Annotated in this window: 19 protein-coding genes; 8 read left to right on the plus strand and 11 right to left on the minus strand. The window is 62.2% G+C overall.

What is annotated here, in order from left to right; all coding sequences use genetic code 11:
• Nucleotides 1–279: 279 nt before the first annotated feature.
• Complete coding sequence (locus tag JQ616_RS34770; protein ID WP_212022673.1) at nt 280–1,503, plus strand: acyl-CoA dehydrogenase family protein; 1,224 nt, start codon at nt 280–282, stop codon at nt 1,501–1,503.
• Between the two features lie 639 nt (nt 1,504–2,142).
• Here the strand turns inward: JQ616_RS34770 and JQ616_RS34775 are convergent.
• The 7 genes from JQ616_RS34775 to JQ616_RS34805 all read right to left on the minus strand — a co-directional run bounded on the left by JQ616_RS34775 (nt 2,143) and on the right by JQ616_RS34805 (nt 9,277).
• Nucleotides 2,143–2,523, minus strand: a complete 381-nt coding sequence (locus JQ616_RS34775; protein WP_212022674.1) for a RidA family protein — start codon at nt 2,521–2,523, stop codon at nt 2,143–2,145.
• Nucleotides 2,524–2,563: 40 nt separating this feature from the next.
• Nucleotides 2,564–3,781 (minus strand): M20 family metallopeptidase, encoded by a 1,218-nt coding sequence (locus JQ616_RS34780; protein WP_212022675.1) that lies wholly within the window; start codon nt 3,779–3,781, stop codon nt 2,564–2,566.
• The gene (locus JQ616_RS34785; protein WP_212022676.1) at nt 3,778–5,037 is read right to left on the minus strand and encodes a diaminopropionate ammonia-lyase; all 1,260 of its coding nucleotides are present in this window, start codon (nt 5,035–5,037) and stop codon (nt 3,778–3,780) included. The genes JQ616_RS34780 and JQ616_RS34785 overlap by 4 nt, the downstream gene beginning before the upstream one ends.
• An 8-nt stretch (nt 5,038–5,045) precedes the next feature.
• The gene (gene ggt / locus JQ616_RS34790; protein ID WP_249137649.1) at nt 5,046–6,581 is read right to left on the minus strand and encodes a gamma-glutamyltransferase; all 1,536 of its coding nucleotides are present in this window, start codon (nt 6,579–6,581) and stop codon (nt 5,046–5,048) included.
• Nucleotides 6,582–6,658: 77 nt separating this feature from the next.
• On the minus strand, nt 6,659–7,462 hold the full coding sequence (locus JQ616_RS34795) for a putative hydro-lyase (protein ID WP_212022678.1): 804 nt from the start codon (nt 7,460–7,462) through the stop codon (nt 6,659–6,661).
• Entirely contained in the window at nt 7,459–8,844 is a 1,386-nt protein-coding gene (locus tag JQ616_RS34800) for an MFS transporter (protein WP_212022679.1), read from the minus strand. Before JQ616_RS34800 ends, JQ616_RS34795 begins: the two co-directional genes overlap by 4 nt.
• A 40-nt stretch (nt 8,845–8,884) precedes the next feature.
• Nucleotides 8,885–9,277 (minus strand): RidA family protein, encoded by a 393-nt coding sequence (locus JQ616_RS34805; protein WP_249137650.1) that lies wholly within the window; start codon nt 9,275–9,277, stop codon nt 8,885–8,887.
• A 483-nt stretch (nt 9,278–9,760) separates the two neighbouring features.
• Here JQ616_RS34805 and JQ616_RS34810 point away from each other — a divergent pair, with 483 nt between their 5' ends.
• A complete protein-coding gene (locus JQ616_RS34810; RefSeq protein WP_433996031.1) occupies nt 9,761–10,249 on the plus strand; it encodes an Lrp/AsnC family transcriptional regulator in 489 nt (162 codons plus the stop codon).
• Between the two features lie 201 nt (nt 10,250–10,450).
• On the opposite strand, the gene JQ616_RS34815 is transcribed toward JQ616_RS34810, so the two are convergent.
• From JQ616_RS34815 to JQ616_RS34830, 4 genes are all read right to left on the minus strand, one after another.
• Nucleotides 10,451–11,338 carry a 2-hydroxy-3-oxopropionate reductase gene (locus JQ616_RS34815; protein ID WP_212022681.1) on the minus strand — a complete coding sequence of 296 codons (888 nt, stop codon included), beginning with the start codon at nt 11,336–11,338 and terminating at the stop codon, nt 10,451–10,453.
• Nucleotides 11,339–11,362: 24 nt separating this feature from the next.
• Nucleotides 11,363–12,148: a hydroxypyruvate isomerase gene (gene hyi / locus JQ616_RS34820; RefSeq protein WP_212022682.1), complete on the minus strand. Its 786-nt coding sequence runs from the start codon at nt 12,146–12,148 to the stop codon at nt 11,363–11,365.
• 36 nt (nt 12,149–12,184) lie between these two features.
• Complete coding sequence (gene gcl, locus JQ616_RS34825) at nt 12,185–13,972, minus strand: glyoxylate carboligase (protein ID WP_212022683.1); 1,788 nt, start codon at nt 13,970–13,972, stop codon at nt 12,185–12,187.
• A gap of 182 nt (nt 13,973–14,154) precedes the next feature.
• Complete coding sequence (locus JQ616_RS34830) at nt 14,155–15,000, minus strand: IclR family transcriptional regulator (RefSeq protein ID WP_212022684.1); 846 nt, start codon at nt 14,998–15,000, stop codon at nt 14,155–14,157.
• Nucleotides 15,001–15,238: 238 nt separating this feature from the next.
• On the opposite strand from JQ616_RS34830, the gene JQ616_RS34835 reads away from it, so the two are divergent.
• From JQ616_RS34835 to pyk, 6 genes are all read left to right on the plus strand, one after another.
• A complete protein-coding gene (locus tag JQ616_RS34835; protein ID WP_212022685.1) occupies nt 15,239–15,652 on the plus strand; it encodes a CBS domain-containing protein in 414 nt (137 codons plus the stop codon).
• A gap of 85 nt (nt 15,653–15,737) precedes the next feature.
• Nucleotides 15,738–16,757: a 2-dehydropantoate 2-reductase gene (locus JQ616_RS34840; RefSeq protein WP_212022686.1), complete on the plus strand. Its 1,020-nt coding sequence runs from the start codon at nt 15,738–15,740 to the stop codon at nt 16,755–16,757.
• Nucleotides 16,758–16,762: 5 nt separating this feature from the next.
• The gene (locus tag JQ616_RS34845; protein ID WP_212022687.1) at nt 16,763–17,545 is read left to right on the plus strand and encodes a fumarylacetoacetate hydrolase family protein; all 783 of its coding nucleotides are present in this window, start codon (nt 16,763–16,765) and stop codon (nt 17,543–17,545) included.
• A gap of 64 nt (nt 17,546–17,609) precedes the next feature.
• Complete coding sequence (oxlT, locus tag JQ616_RS34850; protein ID WP_212022688.1) at nt 17,610–18,929, plus strand: oxalate/formate MFS antiporter; 1,320 nt, start codon at nt 17,610–17,612, stop codon at nt 18,927–18,929.
• Nucleotides 18,919–20,214, plus strand: coding sequence for a glycerate kinase type-2 family protein (locus tag JQ616_RS34855; protein ID WP_212022762.1), 1,296 nt, complete (start codon nt 18,919–18,921; stop codon nt 20,212–20,214). The genes oxlT and JQ616_RS34855 overlap by 11 nt, the downstream gene beginning before the upstream one ends.
• Nucleotides 20,215–20,217: 3 nt before the next feature.
• Nucleotides 20,218–21,633: a pyruvate kinase gene (gene pyk, locus JQ616_RS34860; protein WP_212022689.1), complete on the plus strand. Its 1,416-nt coding sequence runs from the start codon at nt 20,218–20,220 to the stop codon at nt 21,631–21,633.
• Nucleotides 21,634–21,690 lie beyond the last annotated feature (57 nt).

Raw genomic sequence — 21,690 nt, forward strand, 5'->3', positions numbered from 1 at the left:
ATCTCGCGCCCCTGCGCAGATCTCGCGTCATGGAGGTAACTTGTTTCGAGTTTGACATAACCGCAGACATCGCAATCTCAATCTGCGACAGGCTTCGCTTGACGGAACATTGAACGGGAGGCTTGCGCGACAGATCTTTCTTCTCGCATCCAACTGCTCCAAACGATTATGCTGTATCCGAACGGAAATTCAGTCTGGCTCTCGTCGGCGCGCGGACTATTCTTCGGAGCGATAGAGCCGGTCCATTCAAGGACCCATAGAACGAGCGGACGCAGCACGATGACGATTCATCCCGGCATACCGAACATCGGCGACGACGACCTTCACCAGCGCTTCGCTCCTATCTTTGAGACGATCGCGGCAGGTGCGGTAGCACGCGAACGAAATCGCACGCTGCCGATCGAAGAGATCAGACTGTTGAAGGAGGCCGGCTTCGGAGCCTTGCGCGTGCCGATCGAGTTCGGAGGGCTCGGTGCAACGCTCCGCCAGACATTCGAGTTGCTGATCGAGCTCGCGGCCGCGGATTCCAACTTGCCACAGGCGCTGCGGGCGCACTTCAACCTGGTCGAAGACTTGCGGTTGAACAAGGATGAGGCAATCAAGGCGCGATGGCTCGGCGCCATCGCGAACGGCGCGCTAGTCGGTGTCGCCGTTACCGAACCGGGCCTTGGCGCGGTCGACCGCTACCGGACCGCTGTCACATCGGAGGGTGCCGCGCTGCGGCTCAACGGGCTGAAGTATTACACGACCGGCACACTCTACGCCGATCACCTTCTTGTCGCGGCCGACCAGGACGGCAAACGAGTGACCGTTCTGATCGACACCAGCCAGCCAGGCGTCAGCGTTGCGGACGACTGGGACGGCTTCGGCCAGCGGCTCACGGCAAGCGGCACCGCGGAGTTCAAGGATGTCACGGTCACCCCCGACCGGATCATCGGTCCAGGCTATGGGACGGAAGGCCGGGTGTTTGGTACCGCCCACGTTCAGCTGATCCTGCTTGCCACGCTTGCAGGGATTGCGAAGCGCGCCGCGGCGGATACGAGCGGCTGGATCCAGACACGAACGCGCACATTCACCCATGCCGTCGCCGACCTGCCACGCAACGATCCCCTGGTGCAGCAGGTCATCGGCCAGCTCCTCAGCGCGGCCTTTGGCGCGCGGGCAACGGTCCTCGCCGCGGTCGACGAGCTCGCGCGGACGCTTGATGGCCGCCACCAGGACCCTCAGCAGCTCGATGCCTCGGAACTTGCGGCGGCACAGGCGCAGACGACTGTCATCAAGCTGGTGCTCGACGCCGTAACCATCCTGTTCGAGGTCGGCGGCGCCTCGCTCAACTCGGAGAAGCTCGCCATCGACCGGCACTGGCGTAACGCACGTACCATCGCTTCGCACAATCCCGCGATCTTCAAGCTCCGCGCGATTGGCGCATACGAGTTGAATGGCGAGGCACTTCCATATGCCTGGAGCGCCGGTGCTCGTTCAGCAAGACAACGCAGCAATTAACACTTCGCCCGCTCGAAGGCTTTTCGCCTCGAACCGATGGAGCCACAAGTAGGGTGCCCCACAACGCCGCCTGCATTCACTGATGTTCGAGGGGCGTTGCGCGTCGGCCGAACGTCCGGCTCTACAGCGGGTCACGTCCGAAATTTTAGGTCAGGACCCAGCTCTTGCTGCCCGAGTCGCTATCTCCGCCGCTCACGCTTGTTCGCGGACATCAATCCGCTTCCTTGGTCCCTCCGCCGAAGGTGACCTTCGTTAGATTTTTCTTGACCTCCCGGTGCACACGTCATGCACACGCAGCCTTCTAACTGATTGAAAAACTTGAGCTCTCGTTCCAATCCATCATCGGGGCAACGGAAAATTTCCATTTCATCTCAGTTGCTTACCCGCAACGCCGGTTCAATGCAACATGATGCTTTTGACGACCTTGCCGGGCCGCTCAGCCAAATATCGAAAACAACCCCATGCAAAGTAGCACCCGGGTTGGGATCGTCGCCTACCTCTTGTTTCCACCGGCGATAGCAGAGCAAGAACAGTTGCGTGCTGCGGTTCCAGAGGTCGAATTCCACCGGGAGGCGGCGGCCGTTGCTTTTGCGATGTCGGTTCTGATGTTTTGCGCTGGTTGAGTGAGGCCAGATTCTCTCAGGACCTGACAGCAACCATCTCGATCTCGATCCTTGCACCCAATGGCAGCGAGGCGACGCCTATCGTTGTACGCGCGGGATAGGGCTCAGAGAAGTGCTCCCCGTAGATCGTGTTCATCGTGGCGAAGTCGCCCATATCCGTCAAAAAGACGTTGCACTTTATCACGCTGTCTAGCGAGAGGCCTGCCGCCTCCAATACGGCTACGAGATTTCGAAAGCATTGGCGTACCTGAGCCCCAATTCCGCCTTCGATGAGACGGCCGGTGATGGGATCCACTGGAGTCTGGCCTGAGAGGTAGATGAAACCATTTGCCAGGACTCCGTGCGAGTATGGGCCGACTGCAGCAGCCCCCGAGGCCTTGATCGCTTCTCTGCGCATTCTTCAACTCCATTGTTGCGACGCTAACAGGCGCGTCCTCTCAAGGAAGGCCCATGAGATCGACGGCCGCAAGCGCATAGATCTTGGCGCAATCGAGTACGTCTTGCTCGTTGGCATAGTCGTCCACTCCAGACGACAATGTCGGCTGCGGACCGAAACAGGCGGCGGGAACGCCTTTGTCCCGCCAGTGGCGGGCATCGCTGCCCGGAAGCCGCACCACCAAACGCGGTGTCTTTCCTCGCACCTTGCCAATCACGTGAATCAAGCTCTTCGCGTATGCACTATCGACCGCCTCCCAGTTCGCGTCCCACTCCTTCGGATACGAGAGGCAGATGCCCGGAAGGGTGTCGGCGATCTTCTGGAGGCGATCCTTGACCTGCGCAGCAGTGATTCCAGGCGGAAGCCGAAAATCGAATCGCGCAGTTGCGGATGTCGAGATCAGGCTGCGCACTTCACCGGCTTGGAGCACCCCCGCGTTGGCAGACAGGCGAAGCCCCAAGTTTCCCTCGCCGCCGCTAGCTCCATCGAGCTCATGCGGCAAGGTCGCGAACACATCGTTGAGTGCATCAGCCTGGGCGATAAAGATGGCTAGCTTGCTGACGGCGCTTTCGCCGCGTAGCGCCCGGGAGGAATGCCCTCCCGGTGCCTTCACCTCGACATCCACCCAGAGGAGACCTTTCTCCGCGACAGCGAAGTCCATAAATCCGGGCCCCTCGGCGCTGATCATGAAGTCCCCGACGAGATCCGGGCAAACGCTGAGCAGATGCTCGGTGCCGCGTCCGCCGAACATGACTTCGTCGCAGACGGCCGTAAAACTCAATGTTCCCGGAAGCCGCTCGCGATGCCGTGCAAGGACGGCGGTCGCAAGAGCCATCGCGGCCAGACCGCCCTTCAAATTGCCCATGCCAAGGCCGTAAAGACGCCCCTCCTTGCGCGTCAACTCCAGACGCGGAACGCTCCAAGCGGCCTCGTCGCCAGGCTGCATTGTGTCCATGTGGGCGTTGAACACCACATGCTTCCCTTTCGCCGCTCCACGCAGCGTCAGATGAACGTTCGAAGCGTCATCGTCGACGGTAATCCGTTCGCTCGCCAGGCCACGCGTGGCGAGAAAGGTCTGTAGTTCGTTCGCTACCTCCGTCGTCCGCCCCGGGGGATTCATGCTCGGCGCCGCCACCAACCGGCGACATAGATCGACAAGGACCTCGCGATCTTCGTCGATCTCACGCGTTACAACTTCGCTTAGACTGGAGGGCATCATTGGAGTTCTTCCTCCTTGACCGTGTTCGACCAGTTGGCGACCACGTGCTCGGGCGCCTTCCCGACGATCCGTTCGTAAACTGCCGGATCGGTCGCGCCTTCCGTTCCGATGACCAACACCACGCTGTCTTCGGTGAGCCTCACCGCCTGCCGCATGTCAGGGTCGCCTGCGGCCAAGAGCGCCGCAGCCAGGCCCGCGACGGCGGATTCACCGGCGACGATCGGATTGTCGCCGTACCTACCCTCGGCCAGTAGACGCATCGTTTCCGCCGCGGAGGCGTCGGTAATCGAAAAGAACCCGTCGGCGCCCGAGTCGAGAATCGACCAAGCCAGAAGGGAAACCTCGCCGCAGGCGAGACCGGCCATGATCGTATCCAGCGAACCATGGTCAGCTGTCGGCCGCCCTTCTGCCGCGCTGAGGTAAAGGCACCGTGCCGTCTCAGGCTCGGCCACGTAGAACAAGGGAGCCTTCGCCCCGAAGCGCTCCCACAGATAAGAGCAGACGGACGCAGCCAGCCCGCCAACCCCGCCCTGCACGAAGACATGGGTCGGCAACACGGCGCGCGGCAGTTGTTCGATGGCCTCCTCCACCATGACCCCGTATCCCTGCATGACGTAGCGGGGAACGTCAGTGTATCCCTCGTAGGAGGTATCCGAGATCACTTGCCAGCCGTTTTTCGCGGCGACGTGTGCAGCCTCGCGAACGGCCTCGTCGTAGGTCCCGTCGACCACGCGGACTTCGGCGCCGCAGGCCGCAATGGCGTCACGACGCCCTTGACTCACTGTTGCGTGCACGAAGATCACGCACTGACATCCGAAAGTGCGGGCGCCCCATGCAACGGACCGCCCATGATTTCCGTCCGTCGCGCAAGTCACCGTCATGCCGGCGGTCATTTCCTTCAGCAAGCCGGCCGCAAGCTGCTCGGTCGTTGGACGCTTACCGGTCCGCGCCTCAACTTCTCGCTGCAAGACCGACGCCACCGCGTAGGCGCCACCCAACGCTTTGAAGCTGCCGAGACCGAAACGAGCTCCCTCATCCTTATAGAGGACAGTGCGCACGCCCACGGCGCGGGCCAGCCCGTCCAGACGCCGCAGCGCGGTGGGACGATAGCCGGGCCACGTGGCAATCTCATTTCGCGCCAGTTCGAGGCCTGCGAGGCTGAGGATATCACCGCGTCCGTTCTCACCGTACGCCCCCCGGCGAACAGGCTTGCGGTTGAGTTGAAGGGAGAAGTGTTCGCTCAGAATTCTCGACATTTGATCTCTCAATACCCTAGTGCGATACCATCACGACGGGGGTCCGCCCCGCCTCTTAGCAATCCACGTTGTCGATCGATCCAGATCGCCTGGGCAGTTCCGAGTGGATTGGGCGCCGGCGTCGGTCGGTGCCCGAGCGTGCGGAGCCTTTCCACGACGTTCGCTGGCACCGTCCTCTCAAAATCCAACACGTCTCCGCGAGCGAAGATGCGGGGCTGATCGATGGCGTCCTGCACGGACATCTGGTAGTCGAGCAGGTTCGACAGGACCTGCAACTGTCCGATTGGCTGGAAATGGCCCCCCGTCACACCGAAAGACAGCACGCACTCGCCATCGCGAGTAAGCATGGCCGGAAGGATCGTATGCATCGGGCGTCTTCCGCCAACGAGCGTGTTCGGATGGTTCGGTTCAAGCGCGAAGCCGAAGCCACGATTGTGTAACAAGACACCGCATTCGGGTGCGACGATTCCGCTACCGAAATCGTCAAAGATGGAGTTGATGAACGAAACTGCTGTGCGATCCTTGTCGACTACGGATAGGAACACAGTGTCCTTGTGTTCCGGCATCGCGATAGGGGCGACGTCGACCAGCCGTGAATTCTGCGATATCCGGCTGGTCAGGATATCGGCACGTGCCGATGCCGTCATGCGCGCGACCGGTGAAGGTCCGGCGTCAGGGTCACCTACAAAGGCATCTCGCTCCGCATATCCAATGCGGGCGATTTCTGCCAGCAAGTGGTAGCGTTCGACCGATACGGCCGCGTAATTCGCGACATGATATCGATCAAGCAAGCTTGCCATGGCAAGCACCGCAACGCCCGAGCCGTTTGGCGGACATTCCCACAATTCGTAACCACGATAGGACGCTGATATCGGCGTTTCGTAACGGGGCCTGAAGGCTGCGAAATCATCAAGCGTGTGAAAGCCGCCGAGCGCTTGAAGCGTCTTCACGATGCTCTCTGCGATCCATCCCTCATAAAACACATCCGCCCCTTTTGCGGCGACGTCTTTGAGGGCACGGGCAAGCGTCGGTTGAACGTGCAGATAGCCAGGCTCTGGTGCTCCGCCTCCGGAAAGAAAGACGGAGGCCGTTGCGGTTCGACGGGACAGCTTAGGCAATTGCCTGCCCCAGTCTCGCGACAGGCGCTCGGTGACCAGATAGCCATTTTCCGCCGCCCCGATCGCGGGTGCCAAGAGCCGCGCAAAATCAAACGTTCCGTGGTCTTCCACGAGCCGAGCCCACGACCGCACGGCTCCCGGAACGGTAACCGTATGCGCGCTTTCGGGATCGAGCGCCGTAATGCCCGCCTCGGCGAGCCGGCCTACGCTGACTGCTGCTGGCGCCGCGCCGGATCCGTTGAGCGCAATCACCGGCTGTCCTTCGCGCTTCAGCAGAACAAAGCAATCACCGCCAACGCCAGTCTGCGTCGGCTCGATGACAGCCAGCATTGCGCCCGCCGCCACAGCTGCGTCGACGGCATTGCCGCCCTCGCGCAGCACGTCGATCGCCGCAAGAGTGGCGAGCGGATGCGTGGTGGCAGCCATTCCGTTGACGCCCAACGCTTCGGAACGTCCGGGCAACTCGAAGTTTCTCATAGTTCATTCACTCGACTTTGGACTTTCTAAAATGAAGCAAGGCTCGCATTCCTCAGATCTGTAACGAGCATGGACGACGGAGCGTGGGTAATACACAGGGGCGGTTTTGCGTTGGCCACCGCGAGCTGCGGGGTCAGCCCGCATGCCCAAAACAACGGAACCTCGTTTGCGAGCACCTCTCCCGAACCGACCCCGCGATACCTCTTCGACAGGTCCACGCCGATCAGTCCTGGGTCTCCGATGTGAACCGGCGCACCATGAACGTTTGGAAAGCGAGATGTGATCTGGATGGCGCGAATAGCGTCTCTGGCTGCAAACGGACGCATCGTGACCACGAGCTTGGCCCGGAAATCGCCGGCAGGCTTCGTATCGAGCGTGGTCTCATAGACGCCGGCCACGTCTCCGCGATCAAGATACCTGAGCGGAACTCCTGCGTCGGCCAAAGCGTACTCGAACGAAAAGGAGCAGCCCAACGCGAAAGACACCAAATCATCGCGCCAGAGGTGCGATATGTCGGCTACCTCCTCCACGAATTCGCCGTCGCGGAAGACATGATACCGCGGCACATCTGTGCGGATGTCGATGTCCGTTCCCAGACTGGGAAGATAGGGATCACCTACGTCCGATCGAGCGAGCAAGGGGCACGGTTGTGGATTTCGCTGGCAATACAGAAGGAAATCCTCTGCATGGCTTCGAGGAAGAATGCAGATGTTCGCCTGCACGCGCTCTCTCGCAAAGCCGGCTGTATAGCCGGCATAGCCGCCGATGCGAACTGCCCTCCGGATCGAGGCCGCGTTGCTGATGTCGAAGTCAGGGAGCCGGCCGTTCATGAGACCGCCTTGTCCGCCGTAGCCTCGACGGACCCGTATTCCAGCGAAGCGCGATGCGTGGCTTCAGTCGCGAGTTCAAGCGAACGTCCGGCCGTTTCACGTCCGAGCAATCCCATGATGACCGCCTGCACGAAAAACAGCCCGCCAATAGCAGACAGTACTGCGGCCACGCCCCAAGTATTGAAAAGATAGACCACGCCAAAGGGAACAACGGCCGTTGTAAGCCTTGCAATGCCAACGCAGACCGCATTGCAACGCATGCGCACCGATGTTGGAAACAGTTCAGGCAGATAAACTGCCTGGATCGTTGCGAAGAGGAAGTACATCAGCGCAAAGGTGGCGAAACCAAAGCAAACCGCAACGAGTTGCGAACTGGCCTGACCGAACAATACGGTCATGACAGCCGCCCCGAGTGATCCTCCTATGATGGCCACGCGTCGGCCCAGGCGATCCACCCAAAGCCTGGCAAAAAACGCTCCAGTCGGCGCACCAAGCGACATGAGTGCGGACTGGCCAAGGCTCTGGTTGATCGGAATGCCTTGCTTGAGAAGAAAGGTCGGAATCCACGAAACGAGGCCGTAAAGAGCCGCAAACATGATGACCTGCATCATCGTTCCCAGCACAAGTGGCCGAACCAAAGCCTGCTGCCAAATGGTTTCGGGTGCAACAAGTGGCCGAAGCTCCGGAGCTTGCAGTTCGCCATGCTCGGCGCGCACCTCGCTCTCGATTCTCGAAACGACCTGGTCCGCCTCGGCGATGCGCCCCTTTACCTCAAGCCAGCGCGGTGACTCGGGAAGGGCCTTACGCAGCCAGAGAATGATCAGCGCCCCGATCCCTGGGATCACGAACATGATGCGCCATCCGAATACTGGAATGAGCGCCCAACTCAGCAGGGTCGAGACGAGCAGCCCCATGCTGGAAATCATCGAGAGCGTGGAAACCCAACGTCCTCGTTGTTGAGGTGGAACGAACTCCGCTAGCGTCCCGTAGCCGAGAACAATTTCCGCTCCGAGCCCTACGCCGCAAAGGAAGCGCAGGAAAATCACCCATTCTATGTTCGGCGCGACAGCACCGGCGAGCGATGCCAGGCCGAAGATCGCCAGATTCCACTGGAATGTCACCCGCCTGCCGAGCAGGTCGGCAACTACGCCCGCGCAGCCCGTCCCCAGGAACATGCCGAGGAACGTCGCGGAGACGAAATACGCGTTCTGATCGAGATTGGAAAAGCCGCTGGAGAGAAACACGCCCAGGACCGCGCCGGCGATGTAGATGTCGAGATTGTCGAAGAACATGCCGCCGCCAACAAGGGCAACGATGCGCTTGTGAACCTTCGAGATTTGAAGACGATCGAGCCGCGCCGAAACCGAATTTGCCTGTTGCATTTTGTCCCTCTCCTGATTTTTTCTTTGCTCTGGTCGTCGCCTATCGCTTCGCGACGCAGTCGATCTCGATCAAGGCATCCCTGACCAGATCGGTGACGCCGACACAGGTCCTCGTTGGCCTCTGATCCGGTTGAAAAAACCGGGCGTAGACCTTGTTCATCTCGTCGTAATCGCGTTTGAAGTTCGTGAGGAACGCCCGCACGCTGACGATACGATCCATGCCCAGGCCGAGGCTGGCGAGTACCCGCTCCATGTTCTTGAGCGTCCGCTCGGTCTGCGCCGCGATACCCTCAGGAAGTTGCAAGCCGGGGTCGTCGAGATCTCTTGCGAACTGGCCCGTCAGAAATACAAAACCGTCGACTTCGACGGCGTGACTGCTGGGCGACATGGACGGAGGCAACCCCGGCACCATGTGACGCGCGATCGTGCTCATCCTCACCTCCTCAGGCGTCTCTCGGCACTTAAGCCGATCGATATTTCGGGGCAGCAACGGCCTCAGATCGTCCCCAAAGACGTGAATGTCGCCTTCTCCGGCAACCCAAGCTTCAGGCCTCTAGCCCTTCAAGGTTCGCAGGAATCCGGGGGCCGCGGCGGCTAACCATTGGCGAGGCGAACGCAAACCAGCCAAGCCAGCCACGACAAACAGTATTGTGGTCTGTCGAGAAAAGGCCTCCAAGTACGGTCGATTTGCGCGATTTTGTTGCGTCCGCGCTTCGAAGATGAGCGATTCACTCGGCGGCCCGGATTTTCAAGTTCGTTCGTGCACCGCGCGCCACCGGAAAGATCTCATTGGGCTGGTGGCTGTCGGCCGGTCCTGGAGATGAGACGGTATTGTGCTTTGTCGGGAAACGGCCTCTAACTGGGGACATTTTCCCTAGTACTGCTAAGTCCGATGTCACAGACCCAAGAACTTCGCTTGAACGATCTCGACGCCCAGGATCTGGCTATCCTGGAGATTCTGCAGCGAAACAGCGCAACGCCCCAGCGCACGATCGGAGAGATGGTGAATCTATCCGCGGCTGCAGTCCAGCGGCGGATCAGCCGCATGGAAAAGCACGGTGTCATCCAAGGCAACGTCGCCATCCTCAATCCCGCCTCCGTTGGCCAGCCAATTACGGTTCTGGTGGAAGTGCAGATCGTGAACGAGCGGCTGGACTTGCTGGACGCGATGAAAGCGAGCTTCGCCTCGGCGCCCGAAGTACAGCAGTGCTACTACGTGACGGGAGAGACGGATTTTGTACTCGTGGTCACGGTGGGCTCCATGCAGGAGTACGAGGAGTTGACCAAGCGCCTATTCTTCGAAAATCACAACATCAAGCACTTCAAGAGTTTGGTCGTGATGGACCGAGTGAAGGCGTCGATGGGCCTGACATTGCCATCGGATCCCGGAGAGTATCGCCGTTGATGTGCCACTCTTCCGCGGTTCTCACTTCGTCGCGGCCGCCGAATGCAAGATCAAGCCGGATGCCATTCGCGAAAGAGCGCTCATCGATGAAGCGGTACTGCGTTTTGTACTGCATGCTTGTCAACGAGCAGACTTAACGGCGGGGGAACGTTTCCCCACACCACCCAATTCTACGATAGCCATCTGTGCCTTGCCTAAGGCTCAGGCAGCGGCGACCTCGTGGCCCGCCATGACTTCCAGTGCTCGCAGTATGGCGGAATGGTCCCAGGCCTTACCGCCAAGGGCGGTGCAGGCGTTGAATAGCTGCTGGGCTGCGGCGGTGCCCGGCAGCGACAGCCCAAGCGCCCGCGCGCCGTCCAGCGCGAGGTTGAGATCTTTCTGATGCAGCTCGATGCGGAAGCCCGGATCGAAATTGCGCTTCAGCATGCGATCGCCGTGCACTTCAAGGATCCGGGACGACGCAAAGCCTCCCATCAACGCCTGACGCACCAGCGCAGGATTAGCACCTGCCTTGGACGCGAACAGCAGGGCCTCGCTCACCGCCTCGATGGTCAGCGCCACGATGATCTGGTTGGCAACCTTGGTGGTCTGACCATCGCCATTGCCGCCGACATGCGTGACATTCTTCCCCATCGTTTCAAACAGCGGCTTCATCGCGTTGAACGCCCGCTCCCGCCCGCCAACCATGATGGTCAGGCTCGCCGCCTTGGCGCCAACCTCGCCGCCTGAGACCGGCGCGTCGAGATAATCGGCGCCGAGCGCATCGATCTTCCGTGCGAACTCCTTCGTGGCCAGCGGCGAGATCGAGCTCATGTCCGCCACGATCATGCCCTTGGAGATGCCCTCCGCAACGCCGCCCTTGCCGAACAGCACGGCTTCCACATGCGGCGTATCGGGCACCATGATGATCACTGCGTCCGCTTCCTGCGCCACCTGCCTGGCGGACTCGCAAGAAATGCCGCCGGCCGCAATCAGTTCCGCCGGAAGCGCCGCGACGTCGTGCAGGAACAGACGATAGCCCGCAGCCAGGAGGTGGCTCGCCATCGGACGCCCCATGGTGCCGAGCCCGATGAATCCAATGTCCTTCATGTGGTGATGCTCCTGTCAGCCTGATTAGGTCACGAGAGTCTGCGCGGCGTGCCAGGCAAGACTCTCGAGCGTGGTCGTCCGCGGCTTGTATTCGCATCCGATCCAGCCGCGGTATCCGATGCTGTCGAGATGCTTGAACAGATAGGAATAGTTGATCTCCCCGGTGCCCGGCTCATAACGGCCCGGATTGTCGGCAAGTTGGACATGCGCAATCCGGCCGAGATGCTTCTGCAGGGTCCGCGCCAGATCGCCTTCCATGATCTGCATGTGATAGATGTCGTACTGGATGAACAGGTTGGATGAGCCCACGTCGGAGATGAGTTGCACCGCCTGCTCGGTCCCGCTCAGGAAGAAGCCGGGAATATCCAGCGTGTTGATCGGCTCGACCAGCAGCTTGATGCCATGCTGGGCGAGCGCGCCGGCAGCGAAGCGCAGATTGGACACCAGGACTTCGTTGAGCTCTGCCGCGTCCGCTCCGGCGGGAGCGATACCGACCAGGCAGTTCAGCTGCCGGCAATCCAAAGCCTTCGCGTAGTCGATCGCGCGCACCACACCGTCGCGGAATTCATCGACCCGATCGCGCAGGATCGCAATGCCCCGCTCGCCGGCGGCCCAATTGCCAGCCGGAAGATTGTGCAGCACCTGGGTCAATTCGGACCGAACCAACTCCTCCCGCAGCTCGCTTTTCTCGTAGTCGTAGGGGAAGAGATACTCGACCGCACTGAAGCCGGCGGCCTTGGCAGCCGCGAACCGATCGAGGAACGGCAGCTCGTTGAAGAGCATGGTGAGATTGGCGGCAAATTGAGGCACGGGTCGTATCTCCGCTTTGAGCGCTGAATGATGTGGTCAGGCCGGCAACAGCGTGCCGGATCGTGCCGCACTCGGCACATCATCGAGCGGGAGATCGATGACCTCCTCAAACTCGACGATGTTGTCGATCTCCGTGCCCATCGCGATGTTGGTGACGCGTTCGAGGATGAACTCGACCACCACAGGCACGCGATGCTTCGCCATCAGTTCGCGCGCGGTCGCGAACGCCGCCTGTGCGTCGTTCGGATCCGTCACCCGGATCGCCTTGCAGCCCAACCCTTCCGCGACGGTGACGTGGTCTACACCGTAGACGCCGATCTCGGGCGCGTTGATGTTCTCGAACGACAGCTGCACATGATAGTTCATGTCGAAGCCGCGCTGTGCCTGCCGGATCAGCCCGAGATAGGAATTGTTCACGACGACGTGGATGTAGGGCAGATTGAACTGCGCCCCGACGGCGAGTTCCTCGATCAGGAACTGGAAGTCGTAATCACCCGACAGCGCGACGATCTCGCGGTTCGGATCGGCGGCGCGCACACCGAGCGCGGCCGGCAATGTCCAGCCGAGCGGACCGGCCTGTCCGGCGTTGATCCAGTTGCGCGGCTGATAGACGTTGAGGAACTGGGCCCCCGCGATCTGCGACAGGCCGATCACGGTCACGTAGCAGGTGTCGCGGCCGAACGCCTTGTTCATTTCCTCGTAGACGCGCTGCGGCTTGATCGGGATGTTGTCGAAGTGGCTCTTGCGCAGCATCGAACGCTTGCGGTCGCGGCAGGCGGCGGGCCAGGCCTGCCGATCGCGCAGCTTGCCCGACTTGCGCCACTCCTTCGCGACGCTCACGAACAGTTCCAGCGCGGCCTTGGCGTCGGACACGATGCCGAGGTCCGGATTGAAGACCCGCCCGATCTGGGTCGGCTCGATGTCTACATGGACGAATTTGCGACCCTTGGTATAGGTCTCGATCGAGCCGGTATGCCGGTTGGCCCAGCGGTTTCCGATGCCGAGCACGAAATCGGATTCGAGCATCGTGGCGTTGGCGTAGCGATGGCTGGTCTGCAGGCCGACCATGCCCGCCATCAGCGCGTGGTCATCGGGAATCGCACCCCACGCCATCAGCGTCGGGACCACGGGAACGTTGACCGCTTCGGCGAAGGCCACCAGCAGCTCGGACGCATCGGCGTTGATGACGCCGCCGCCGGCCACGATCAGCGGCCGCTCCGCGGCGTTGAGCATCTCGAGCGCCTTCTCGATCTGCTTGCGCGTCGCGGTCGGCTTATAGACCGGCAGCGGCGAATAGGTCTCGTCGTCGAACTCGATCTCGGCCAACTGCACATCGAGGGGAAGGTCGATCAACACCGGGCCCGGCCGCCCCGACCGCATGACATGGAAAGCCTGGCTGAACACCCGCGGCACCAGCGCCGGCTCGCGCACGGTGACCGCCCATTTCGTCACCGGCTTTGCGATCGCCTCGATGTCGACGGCCTGGAAATCCTCCTTGTAGAGCCGAGCCCGCGGCGCCTGCCCGGTGATGCAGAGGATCGGGATCGAATCCGCGATCGCCGAATAGAGGCCGGTGATCATGTCGGTGCCGGCGGGGCCCGACGTGCCGATGCAAACACCGATATTGCCGGCTTCCGACCTGGTGTAGCCTTCGGCCATGTGCGAGGCGCCCTCGACATGCCGCGCCAGGATATGGCGGATCGAGCCGTTGCGCTTCAGCGCGGAGTAAAGCGGGTTGATCGCCGCGCCGGGAACACCAAAAGCGCAGGTGATCCCCTCGCGTTCCAGTATGCGGACCGCCGCATCTATCGCTCGCATCTTCATCTGATGATCCCGCTTCGCTATGAGTTGGCCTGAGTGGGATCATCAGGCCCGCGATCATCGATCTCAACGCAATCGATCAGATTTTCCGCGCAGTGGCAGCGCTCGCGATTTCTTGCATGTCTCCAAGTGATTAGCGTCGACGAAAAATGGAAAATCGGCAACGACTGCGAAAGCCGGCGGACTTACGCCTGCTGCGTGCCGCTGCTGCCGCGCAGCTCTGCCGAGAGCTCGGCTGCGATCCGGTGCACGGTGGCGCCGATCTCCGGCAAGCGATCATCGATCAACCGGTCCGCCATGCCCGAGACCGAGACCGCGGCATATGGCTCGTTGCAGTCATTGAAGACGACCGCGGCCACACAGCGCAGGCCGAGCCGCGCCTCTTCATCATCCACCGCATAACCCTGCCGGCGCACGATCTCCAATTCCTTGAACAGCTCGCCGGGCCGCACGATCGACTTTTCCGTCAGGCGCGGCATGCCACGACGGCGGATGATCGCGTTGACGTCGGCATCGGAATACGCGGCGAGCACCGCTTTCCCCACGCCCGAAGCGATCAACGCGACACGTCCGCCGACCTTGGTCAGCGAGCGCATGATTTCACGGCTTTCGATCCGGGATACGATGATGATGGATTCATCATCGACCACCGCAAGATTGGCCGTTTCCCTGGTCTGGTCGCGCAGTTTGCGCAGATAAGGCAGTGCCCGTGCAGAAAAATTGCGCCGGCGCGTGAAGGTCGAGCCGACCACGAAGCTTTGCGCGCCGATGTGCCACTTGGATTCCTCGCGGTCGAACTGCACGAAGCGGCGGTTCTCCAGCGTCGTCAGCAGCCGATGCGCCGTTGACGGCGGCAAGCCGATCCGGATCGCAAGATCGGTCAGCCGATAGCCTTCGTCATCCTCTGCAAGCGCTTCGATGATTTGCAGCGCGCGATCGACGGATTGGACGCCGCCGTCGCGTCCGTCCTGCTCCGGCTGCGCGCGAAAATCGGGATCGGACGGCTTGCGCCGGATCGGCTCTCTCTTCATCGCGACCTGCCCCTAACCGGTTGTGGTTCAGAACAAAAATAGCTCGTGAAGACGAGCAGCGGTATTGGTATTTGGCATGCCAAACCACTCGCAAGTCAAGATGATAGGGCGCACGAATAGGTCAGTGTTTTTGCCATTCTTCTTATGAAACCCGTCGATTCTTTCGTTTGACTTCTGGAATAATGTATACCACGATTATTCCACAACGACCCAATCATGCTACCGGGAGGACGCTGCCATGTACGTCGGGGACATCCTGCGCACCAACAGAGCGCACGTGGTGACGATCGGCTCGAACGAGACTGTGAGCATTGCGGCGAACCTGATGTACGCGAGCAATGTCGGCGCACTCGTGGTCAGGCACCTCTCGCGCAGCAAGGACGCCGCCGTGGTCGGCATGTTCAGCGAGCGCGACGTCGTCGCTGTGATCGCCGAGCGCGGCACCGGCGGTCTTGCGATGAAGGTTGCGCAGTTCATTTCGCCGCGGCCGCTTGTGTCCTGCAATTCGCAGGACACGCTCACCGATGCCGAGCATCTGATGGCTCGTCACGGGATCCGGCACATCCCGGTCATCGACAACGGCCGGCTTGTCGGCGTCGTGAGCATGCGGGACATCACCCTTGCTTTCGAGGAGGCCGCCTGCGCGGCCTGACGGACTTTCTCAAGGCCATTGCCACGCAATCCGGTTCGCGCCGCCTCGGCCCGCACCGTGTCCCCACTCTGCTCGCGAGGATTTCATGAAGGTCTGCATCTACGGCGCCGGTGCCATCGGCGGCTATCTCGGTGTCGAATTGATGCGCGCTGGCGCCGACGTCAGCCTGGTCGCGCGGGGTGCGCACCTCGCCGCGATGCGGCAGAACGGCCTGAAGCTCTTGATCGGCGATGAGGAACGCGTGGTGCATCCTCGATGTACCGATAACCCCGCCGAACTCGGCGAGCAGGATTACGTCATCATCTGCCTCAAGGCGCATTCGATCACCGGCGTGATCGAGCCGATGCGCCCGCTGCTGGGCGATCGGACCCGCATCGTCACCGCCGTAAACGGCATTCCCTACTGGTATTTCTACAAGCACGGCGGGCGGCACGAAGGATCCACGCTCGAAAGCATCGATCCCGGCGGACGGCAGTGGAACGAACTCAACCCAGCGCGTGCCATTGGCTGCGTGGTCTATCCCGCAACCGAAATCGAGGCGCCCGGCGTGATCCGCCACGTCTACGGCAGCAACTTCCCGCTCGGCGAGCCATCCGGCGAGATCACGCCTGACGTCCAGCGCCTCTCCGAGCTGTTCGCTGCGGCGGGCATGAAGGCGCCGGTGCTCGACCGCATCCGCGACGAGATCTGGCTCAAGCTGTGGGGCAATGTCTGCTTCAACCCGATCAGCGTCCTCACCCACGCCACCCTCGACGTGATCTGCAGCAATCCCGGCACGCGTGCGCTGTCCAAGGCGATCATGCTGGAAGCCCAGACGATCGCGGAAAGCCTCGGCGTCAAATTCCGGGTCGATGTCGAACGCCGCATCGAAGGCGCACGCAAGGTCGGCGCGCACAAGACCTCGATGCTGCAGGATCTCGAGCGAGGACGCCCCGTCGAGATCGATCCTTTGATCACCGTGGTGCACGAGATGGGCCGGATGACCGGGATCGCGACGCCCGCGCTCGACGCGGTGCTGGCGCTGGTCGCGCAGCGCACCAGACTGGCAGGTCTCTATGACGGGGCCGCTGGTGCGGCCGCAGCACAGTCGCTGGCGGTGGCGTGATCGCGATGACCAATGTGACACGCTGGGTCCGCTTCCGCCACCACGCCGTAATCGGCTTCGGGCACCTCACCCCGTCCGGCATTTCCGTGCACGACGGGGACATGTTCGGCGACGCGCGACCGACGGGACAAACGCTGGCGCTTGACGATGTCGAGCTGCTAGCCCCGACGCAACCGAGCAAGATCATCGCGCTCTGGAACAATTTTCACGCACTTGCGGCGAAGCTGAAATCACCTGAGCCGCCCGAACCGTTGTATCTGTTGAAGGCGCAGACCAGCGTGACGGCGCCCGGTGCCGTCATCACGCGTCCGGTGGGCTATGATGGCAAGACGACCTACGAGGGCGAGCTCGGCATTGTCATCGGCAAGAGCTGCACCGCGGTCGCTCCCGAACAGGCCGACGCATTCATCTTCGGCTACACCTGCACCAACGACGTCACCGCCGCGGACATTCTCAATCGCGATCCGACCTTCCCGCAATGGGCGCGGGCCAAGGGCTTCGACGGCTATGGGCCCTTCGGTCCCGTCATTGCCTCAGGACTCGATCCCGCGAGCCTTGTGGTGCGCACCATCCTCAACGGCGTGGAGCGCCAGAACTATCCGATCGCAGACATGATCTTCAGCGCGCAGGCGCTGGTCAGCAAGATCTCACACGACATGACGCTGTTGCCGGGCGACCTGATCTGCTGCGGAACATCGATCGGCGTCGGGGTGATGAAGGAGCCCGTCAATACGGTCACCGTCGCGATCGACGGGATCGGCGAACTGACCAACGAATTTCGTCAGTAGGCGGCCGCAGGACGAGATCCTGACGCCACCGGACCAAACCGCAAATACTGCTTTGGGAGCACACATGACCTCCAGCATGAAACCGAACTCATCGCTCGGCGGCTTCCGCTGGCTTCAGCTCGCGATCGGCATCGTCTGCATGGCGATGATCGCCAATTTGCAATATGGCTGGACGCTGTTCGTTGATCCGATCGACGCGCAGTTTCACTGGGGCCGTCCGGCAATCCAGCTCGCCTTCACGATTTTCGTGATGACCGAGACATGGCTGGTGCCGGTGGAGGCCTGGTTCGTGGATAAATATGGTCCCCGCATCGTCATCATGTTCGGCGGGCTGATGATCGGCCTGGCCTGGGTGATGAACTCATACGCCTCTTCTCTCGTCATGCTCTATGCCGCAGCGGTCGTCGCGGGCATCGGCGCCGGTGCCGTTTACGGCACTTGCGTCGGCAACGCGCTGAAATGGTTTCCGGACCGGCGCGGCCTCGCCGCAGGCGCGACCGCCGCGGGCTTCGGCGCCGGCGCGGCGCTGACCGTCGTGCCGATTGCCAACATGATTGCCACGAGTGGCTACCAGAGCACCTTCCTGACGTTCGGAATCGGGCAAGGCCTCGTGGTGCTGCTGCTGGCCTGGTTCGTCCGCTCACCGCATGGCGTCGCGGCCCCCAGGAAAAAGCAGCTCAATCTGCCGCAAAGCGCGATCGACTACACCCCGCCCCAGGTGCTGCGCACCCCGATCTTCTGGGTCATGTACCTGGTGTTCGTCATGGTGGCATCCGGCGGGCTGATGACCGCCGCGCAGATCGGGCCGATCGCCCATGACTTCAAGATCGCCAATACGCCGGTGACGCTGGCGGGCTTCCAGATGGCGGCGCTGACTTTCGCCATCTCGCTCGATCGCGTGTTTGATGGTTTCGGCCGTCCGGTTTTTGGCTGGATCTCCGACAATATCGGCCGCGAGCACACGATGTTCATCGCGTTCGCGACCGCGGCGCTAATGTTGCTGACGCTGTCCGTGTATGGCCATATTCCGGTTGTCTTCGTGCTGGCCACGGCGATCTATTTCGGCGTGTTCGGCGAAATCTACAGCCTGTTTCCGGCAACCTCGGGCGACACGTTCGGCGCCAAATACGCAACCACCAACAACGGCATGCTCTACACGGCAAAGGGCACGGCGGCGCTGCTCGTGCCGCTTGCGAGCATCATCTCCACGCAGTTCGGCTGGCAAGCCGTGTTCATCGTCGCGGTTGGACTCAATGCCACCGCGGCCCTGACCGCCTTGCTGCTGATCAAGCCGATGCGGCGCGCGTTCATTCTCGGCAGTGAAACGACCGCAAAGGCCACCATCGCCCCTGCACCCGGCCGGAGCGCGGCGATTGAGCACTGATTGGACGGACCTGCGAGCTCGGACTGCGCTCCGGAGGATCTTCGATGCGGCCATCGCCAGCTGCGATCCAAAGCTGACCATCGCGCGCGCTCTGCCGGCAAAGCCGAAGGGCAGATGCATCGTCGTCGGCGCGGGCAAGGCTTCGGCGGCGATGGCAGCCGGCCTCGACGCGGCATGGCCTGATGTCGACCTCTCGGGCGTCGTGGTGACGCGCCACGGCCATTCGGTACCCGCCGGCCGCATCGAAGTCCTCGAGGCGTCTCACCCGGTGCCGGATGACACGAGCAAGGCCGCTGCCTTGCGCATGCTGCGTGCCGTCGAGGGGCTTTCAGCTGATGATCTCGTCATCGCCCTGATGTCCGGCGGAGGCTCGGCCCTGATGACGCTGCCTGCGTCCCCGATGACGCTCGCCGACAAGCAGGCGGTCAACCGGGCCTTGCTGGCAAGCGGCGCGACGATTGCCGAGATGAACGTCGTTCGCAAGCATCTGTCTGCGATCAAGGGCGGACGGCTGGCGCGGGCCGCCCGTCCCGCCCGCGTCACGACCCTTGTGATCTCGGATATTCCCGGCGACGATCCCGCCGCGATTGGCTCTGGCCCCTCGCTGCCGGACCGCAGCACGAAGGCCGATGCCCGGGAGATCGTGAGCCGGTTTGCGATTGACCTGCCGGACACGGCGCGGCTTATCCTCGAGCGAGCCGACGAGACCCCGAAGCCCGGCGAGATCGACGCTGACGTCCGCATCCTCGCTGCGCCGTCCCTCGCGCTTGAGGCTGCGGCCAATGCAGCCCGGGATGAAGGTCTCAATCCGATCATTCTCGGGGACGCGATCGAAGGCGAGGCCCGGGAACTCGGAACCGTGATGGCGGGCATTGCCCGGTCGGTCGCAGGGCATGCGCAGCCGGGCCCAGCCCCTGCGGTGCTGCTTTCGGGCGGGGAGACGACGGTCACCATTGGACGCGGACCGGCGGGCCGCGGCGGCCGCAACACCGAGTTTTTGCTTGGTCTTGTCATAGCCCTGTCCGGTGCATCCGATATCTGGGCCATTGCGGGAGACAGCGATGGAATTGATGGAACGGAAGATGCGGCTGGCGCTTTGATCGGTCCGGATACGCTGCGGCGCGCCGCCACAAATTTCCTCGACCCACGGGCTTGTCTGGCAGCTCATGATAGCTACACCTTCTTCGATCGTCTTGGAGACCTCGTGCGCACCGGGCCGACACTTACCAACGTCAACGACATCCGCGCCGTGCTGATTGCAGCCGGCAAGCCAGCAATGAGGTGACCCATGCGTCGTCATCGACGAGCCAAGATCGTTGCAACCGTGGGCCCCGCCAGCAGCTCCCCCGAGATGCTCAAGGCGCTGCTGCTGGCAGGCGTCGACACGTTCCGTCTGAACTTCAGCCACGGGACGCAAAGCGACCACGCGAAGGTTCACGCGGCGATCCGCAAGCTGGAACAGGAAACCGGCCGGCCGATCGGCATTCTGATGGACCTCCAGGGTCCGAAGATCCGCGTCGGCACCCTGCGCGATGGCAAGATTGCCGCGGCTGCCGGAGAGACCATCCGGTTCGTGCTGTCCGGATCCGACGGCGACCGCTCCGCGATTCCTCTCCCGCATCGGGAGATTTTCGCGGCCGTCGCTCCCGGCCACGACCTCCTGATCGACGACGGCAGGGTCCGGGTTCGCGTCACCGGGCTTGGTGACGATTTCATCGAAGCCAAGGTGATCGTCGGTGGCACGATCTCGAACCACAAGGGCGTCAATCTGCCGGGAACGGTGCTCGATCTTTCGCCGCTCACCGAAAAGGACCGCCTCGATCTGGAGTTCGGCCTGAAGCTCGGCGTGGATTGGGTCGCGCTGTCATTCGTGCAGAAGCCCTCGGATATCATCGAGGCGCGAGGCCTCGTCGGCGATCGCGCCGGCCTGATGGCCAAGATCGAGAAGCCGGCTGCGCTCGAGCGGATCGACGACATCATCCAGCTGTGCGACGCCATCATGGTTGCGCGCGGAGATCTCGGCGTTGAAATTCCGCATGAGGACGTGCCCGGGCGTCAGAAGGAGCTGGTGCGGGCTTGCCGGCTTGCCGTGAAGCCCGTGATCGTCGCCACGCAAATGCTGGACTCCATGGTCGCCGCGCCCACGCCGACACGCGCGGAAGTCTCCGACGTTGCGACCGCCATCTATGACGGCGCGGACGCGGTGATGCTGTCGGCGGAATCGGCGGCGGGGCGCTATCCGCGCGAAGCCGTCGAGATGATGGACCGCATCATCCGCAGCACGGAGCAGCACAAGATGTACCGCTCGATCGTCGAGGCGACCGAGCCCGGCGAAGAGCAGACGCCGCCGCATGCCGTTGCAACGGCAGCCGCCGACCTCGCCTCTGTCATTCACGCCGCAGCCATCGTGGCTTACACATCGAGCGGCACCACGGCCGCTCGTGTCGCGCGCAAACGGCCGAGCCTCCCGATCCTCGCCATCACCCCAAGCCGTGAGGTGTCCCGTCGCCTGTGCCTGCTCTGGGGTGCGCACAGCGTCCTTTCCGACGATGTCGGGAGCTACGAGGAGATGGTCGAGCGCGCGACTGCATTCGCGCGTGCAGAGCAATTTGCATCAAGCCGGGACCTGCTGGTCGTCGTCGCCGGCATTCCCTTTGCACAAGCGGGAACAACCAACAATCTGCGCGTCGTTTCGCTTCCCTGACAAGGGCATCGGATCAGCGGGGATGTGACGTTCGCCCCCCTGTTGGTGCAGAACGCA

Source organism: Bradyrhizobium tropiciagri (assembly GCF_018130545.1).
Classification (GTDB): domain Bacteria; phylum Pseudomonadota; class Alphaproteobacteria; order Rhizobiales; family Xanthobacteraceae; genus Bradyrhizobium; species Bradyrhizobium tropiciagri_A.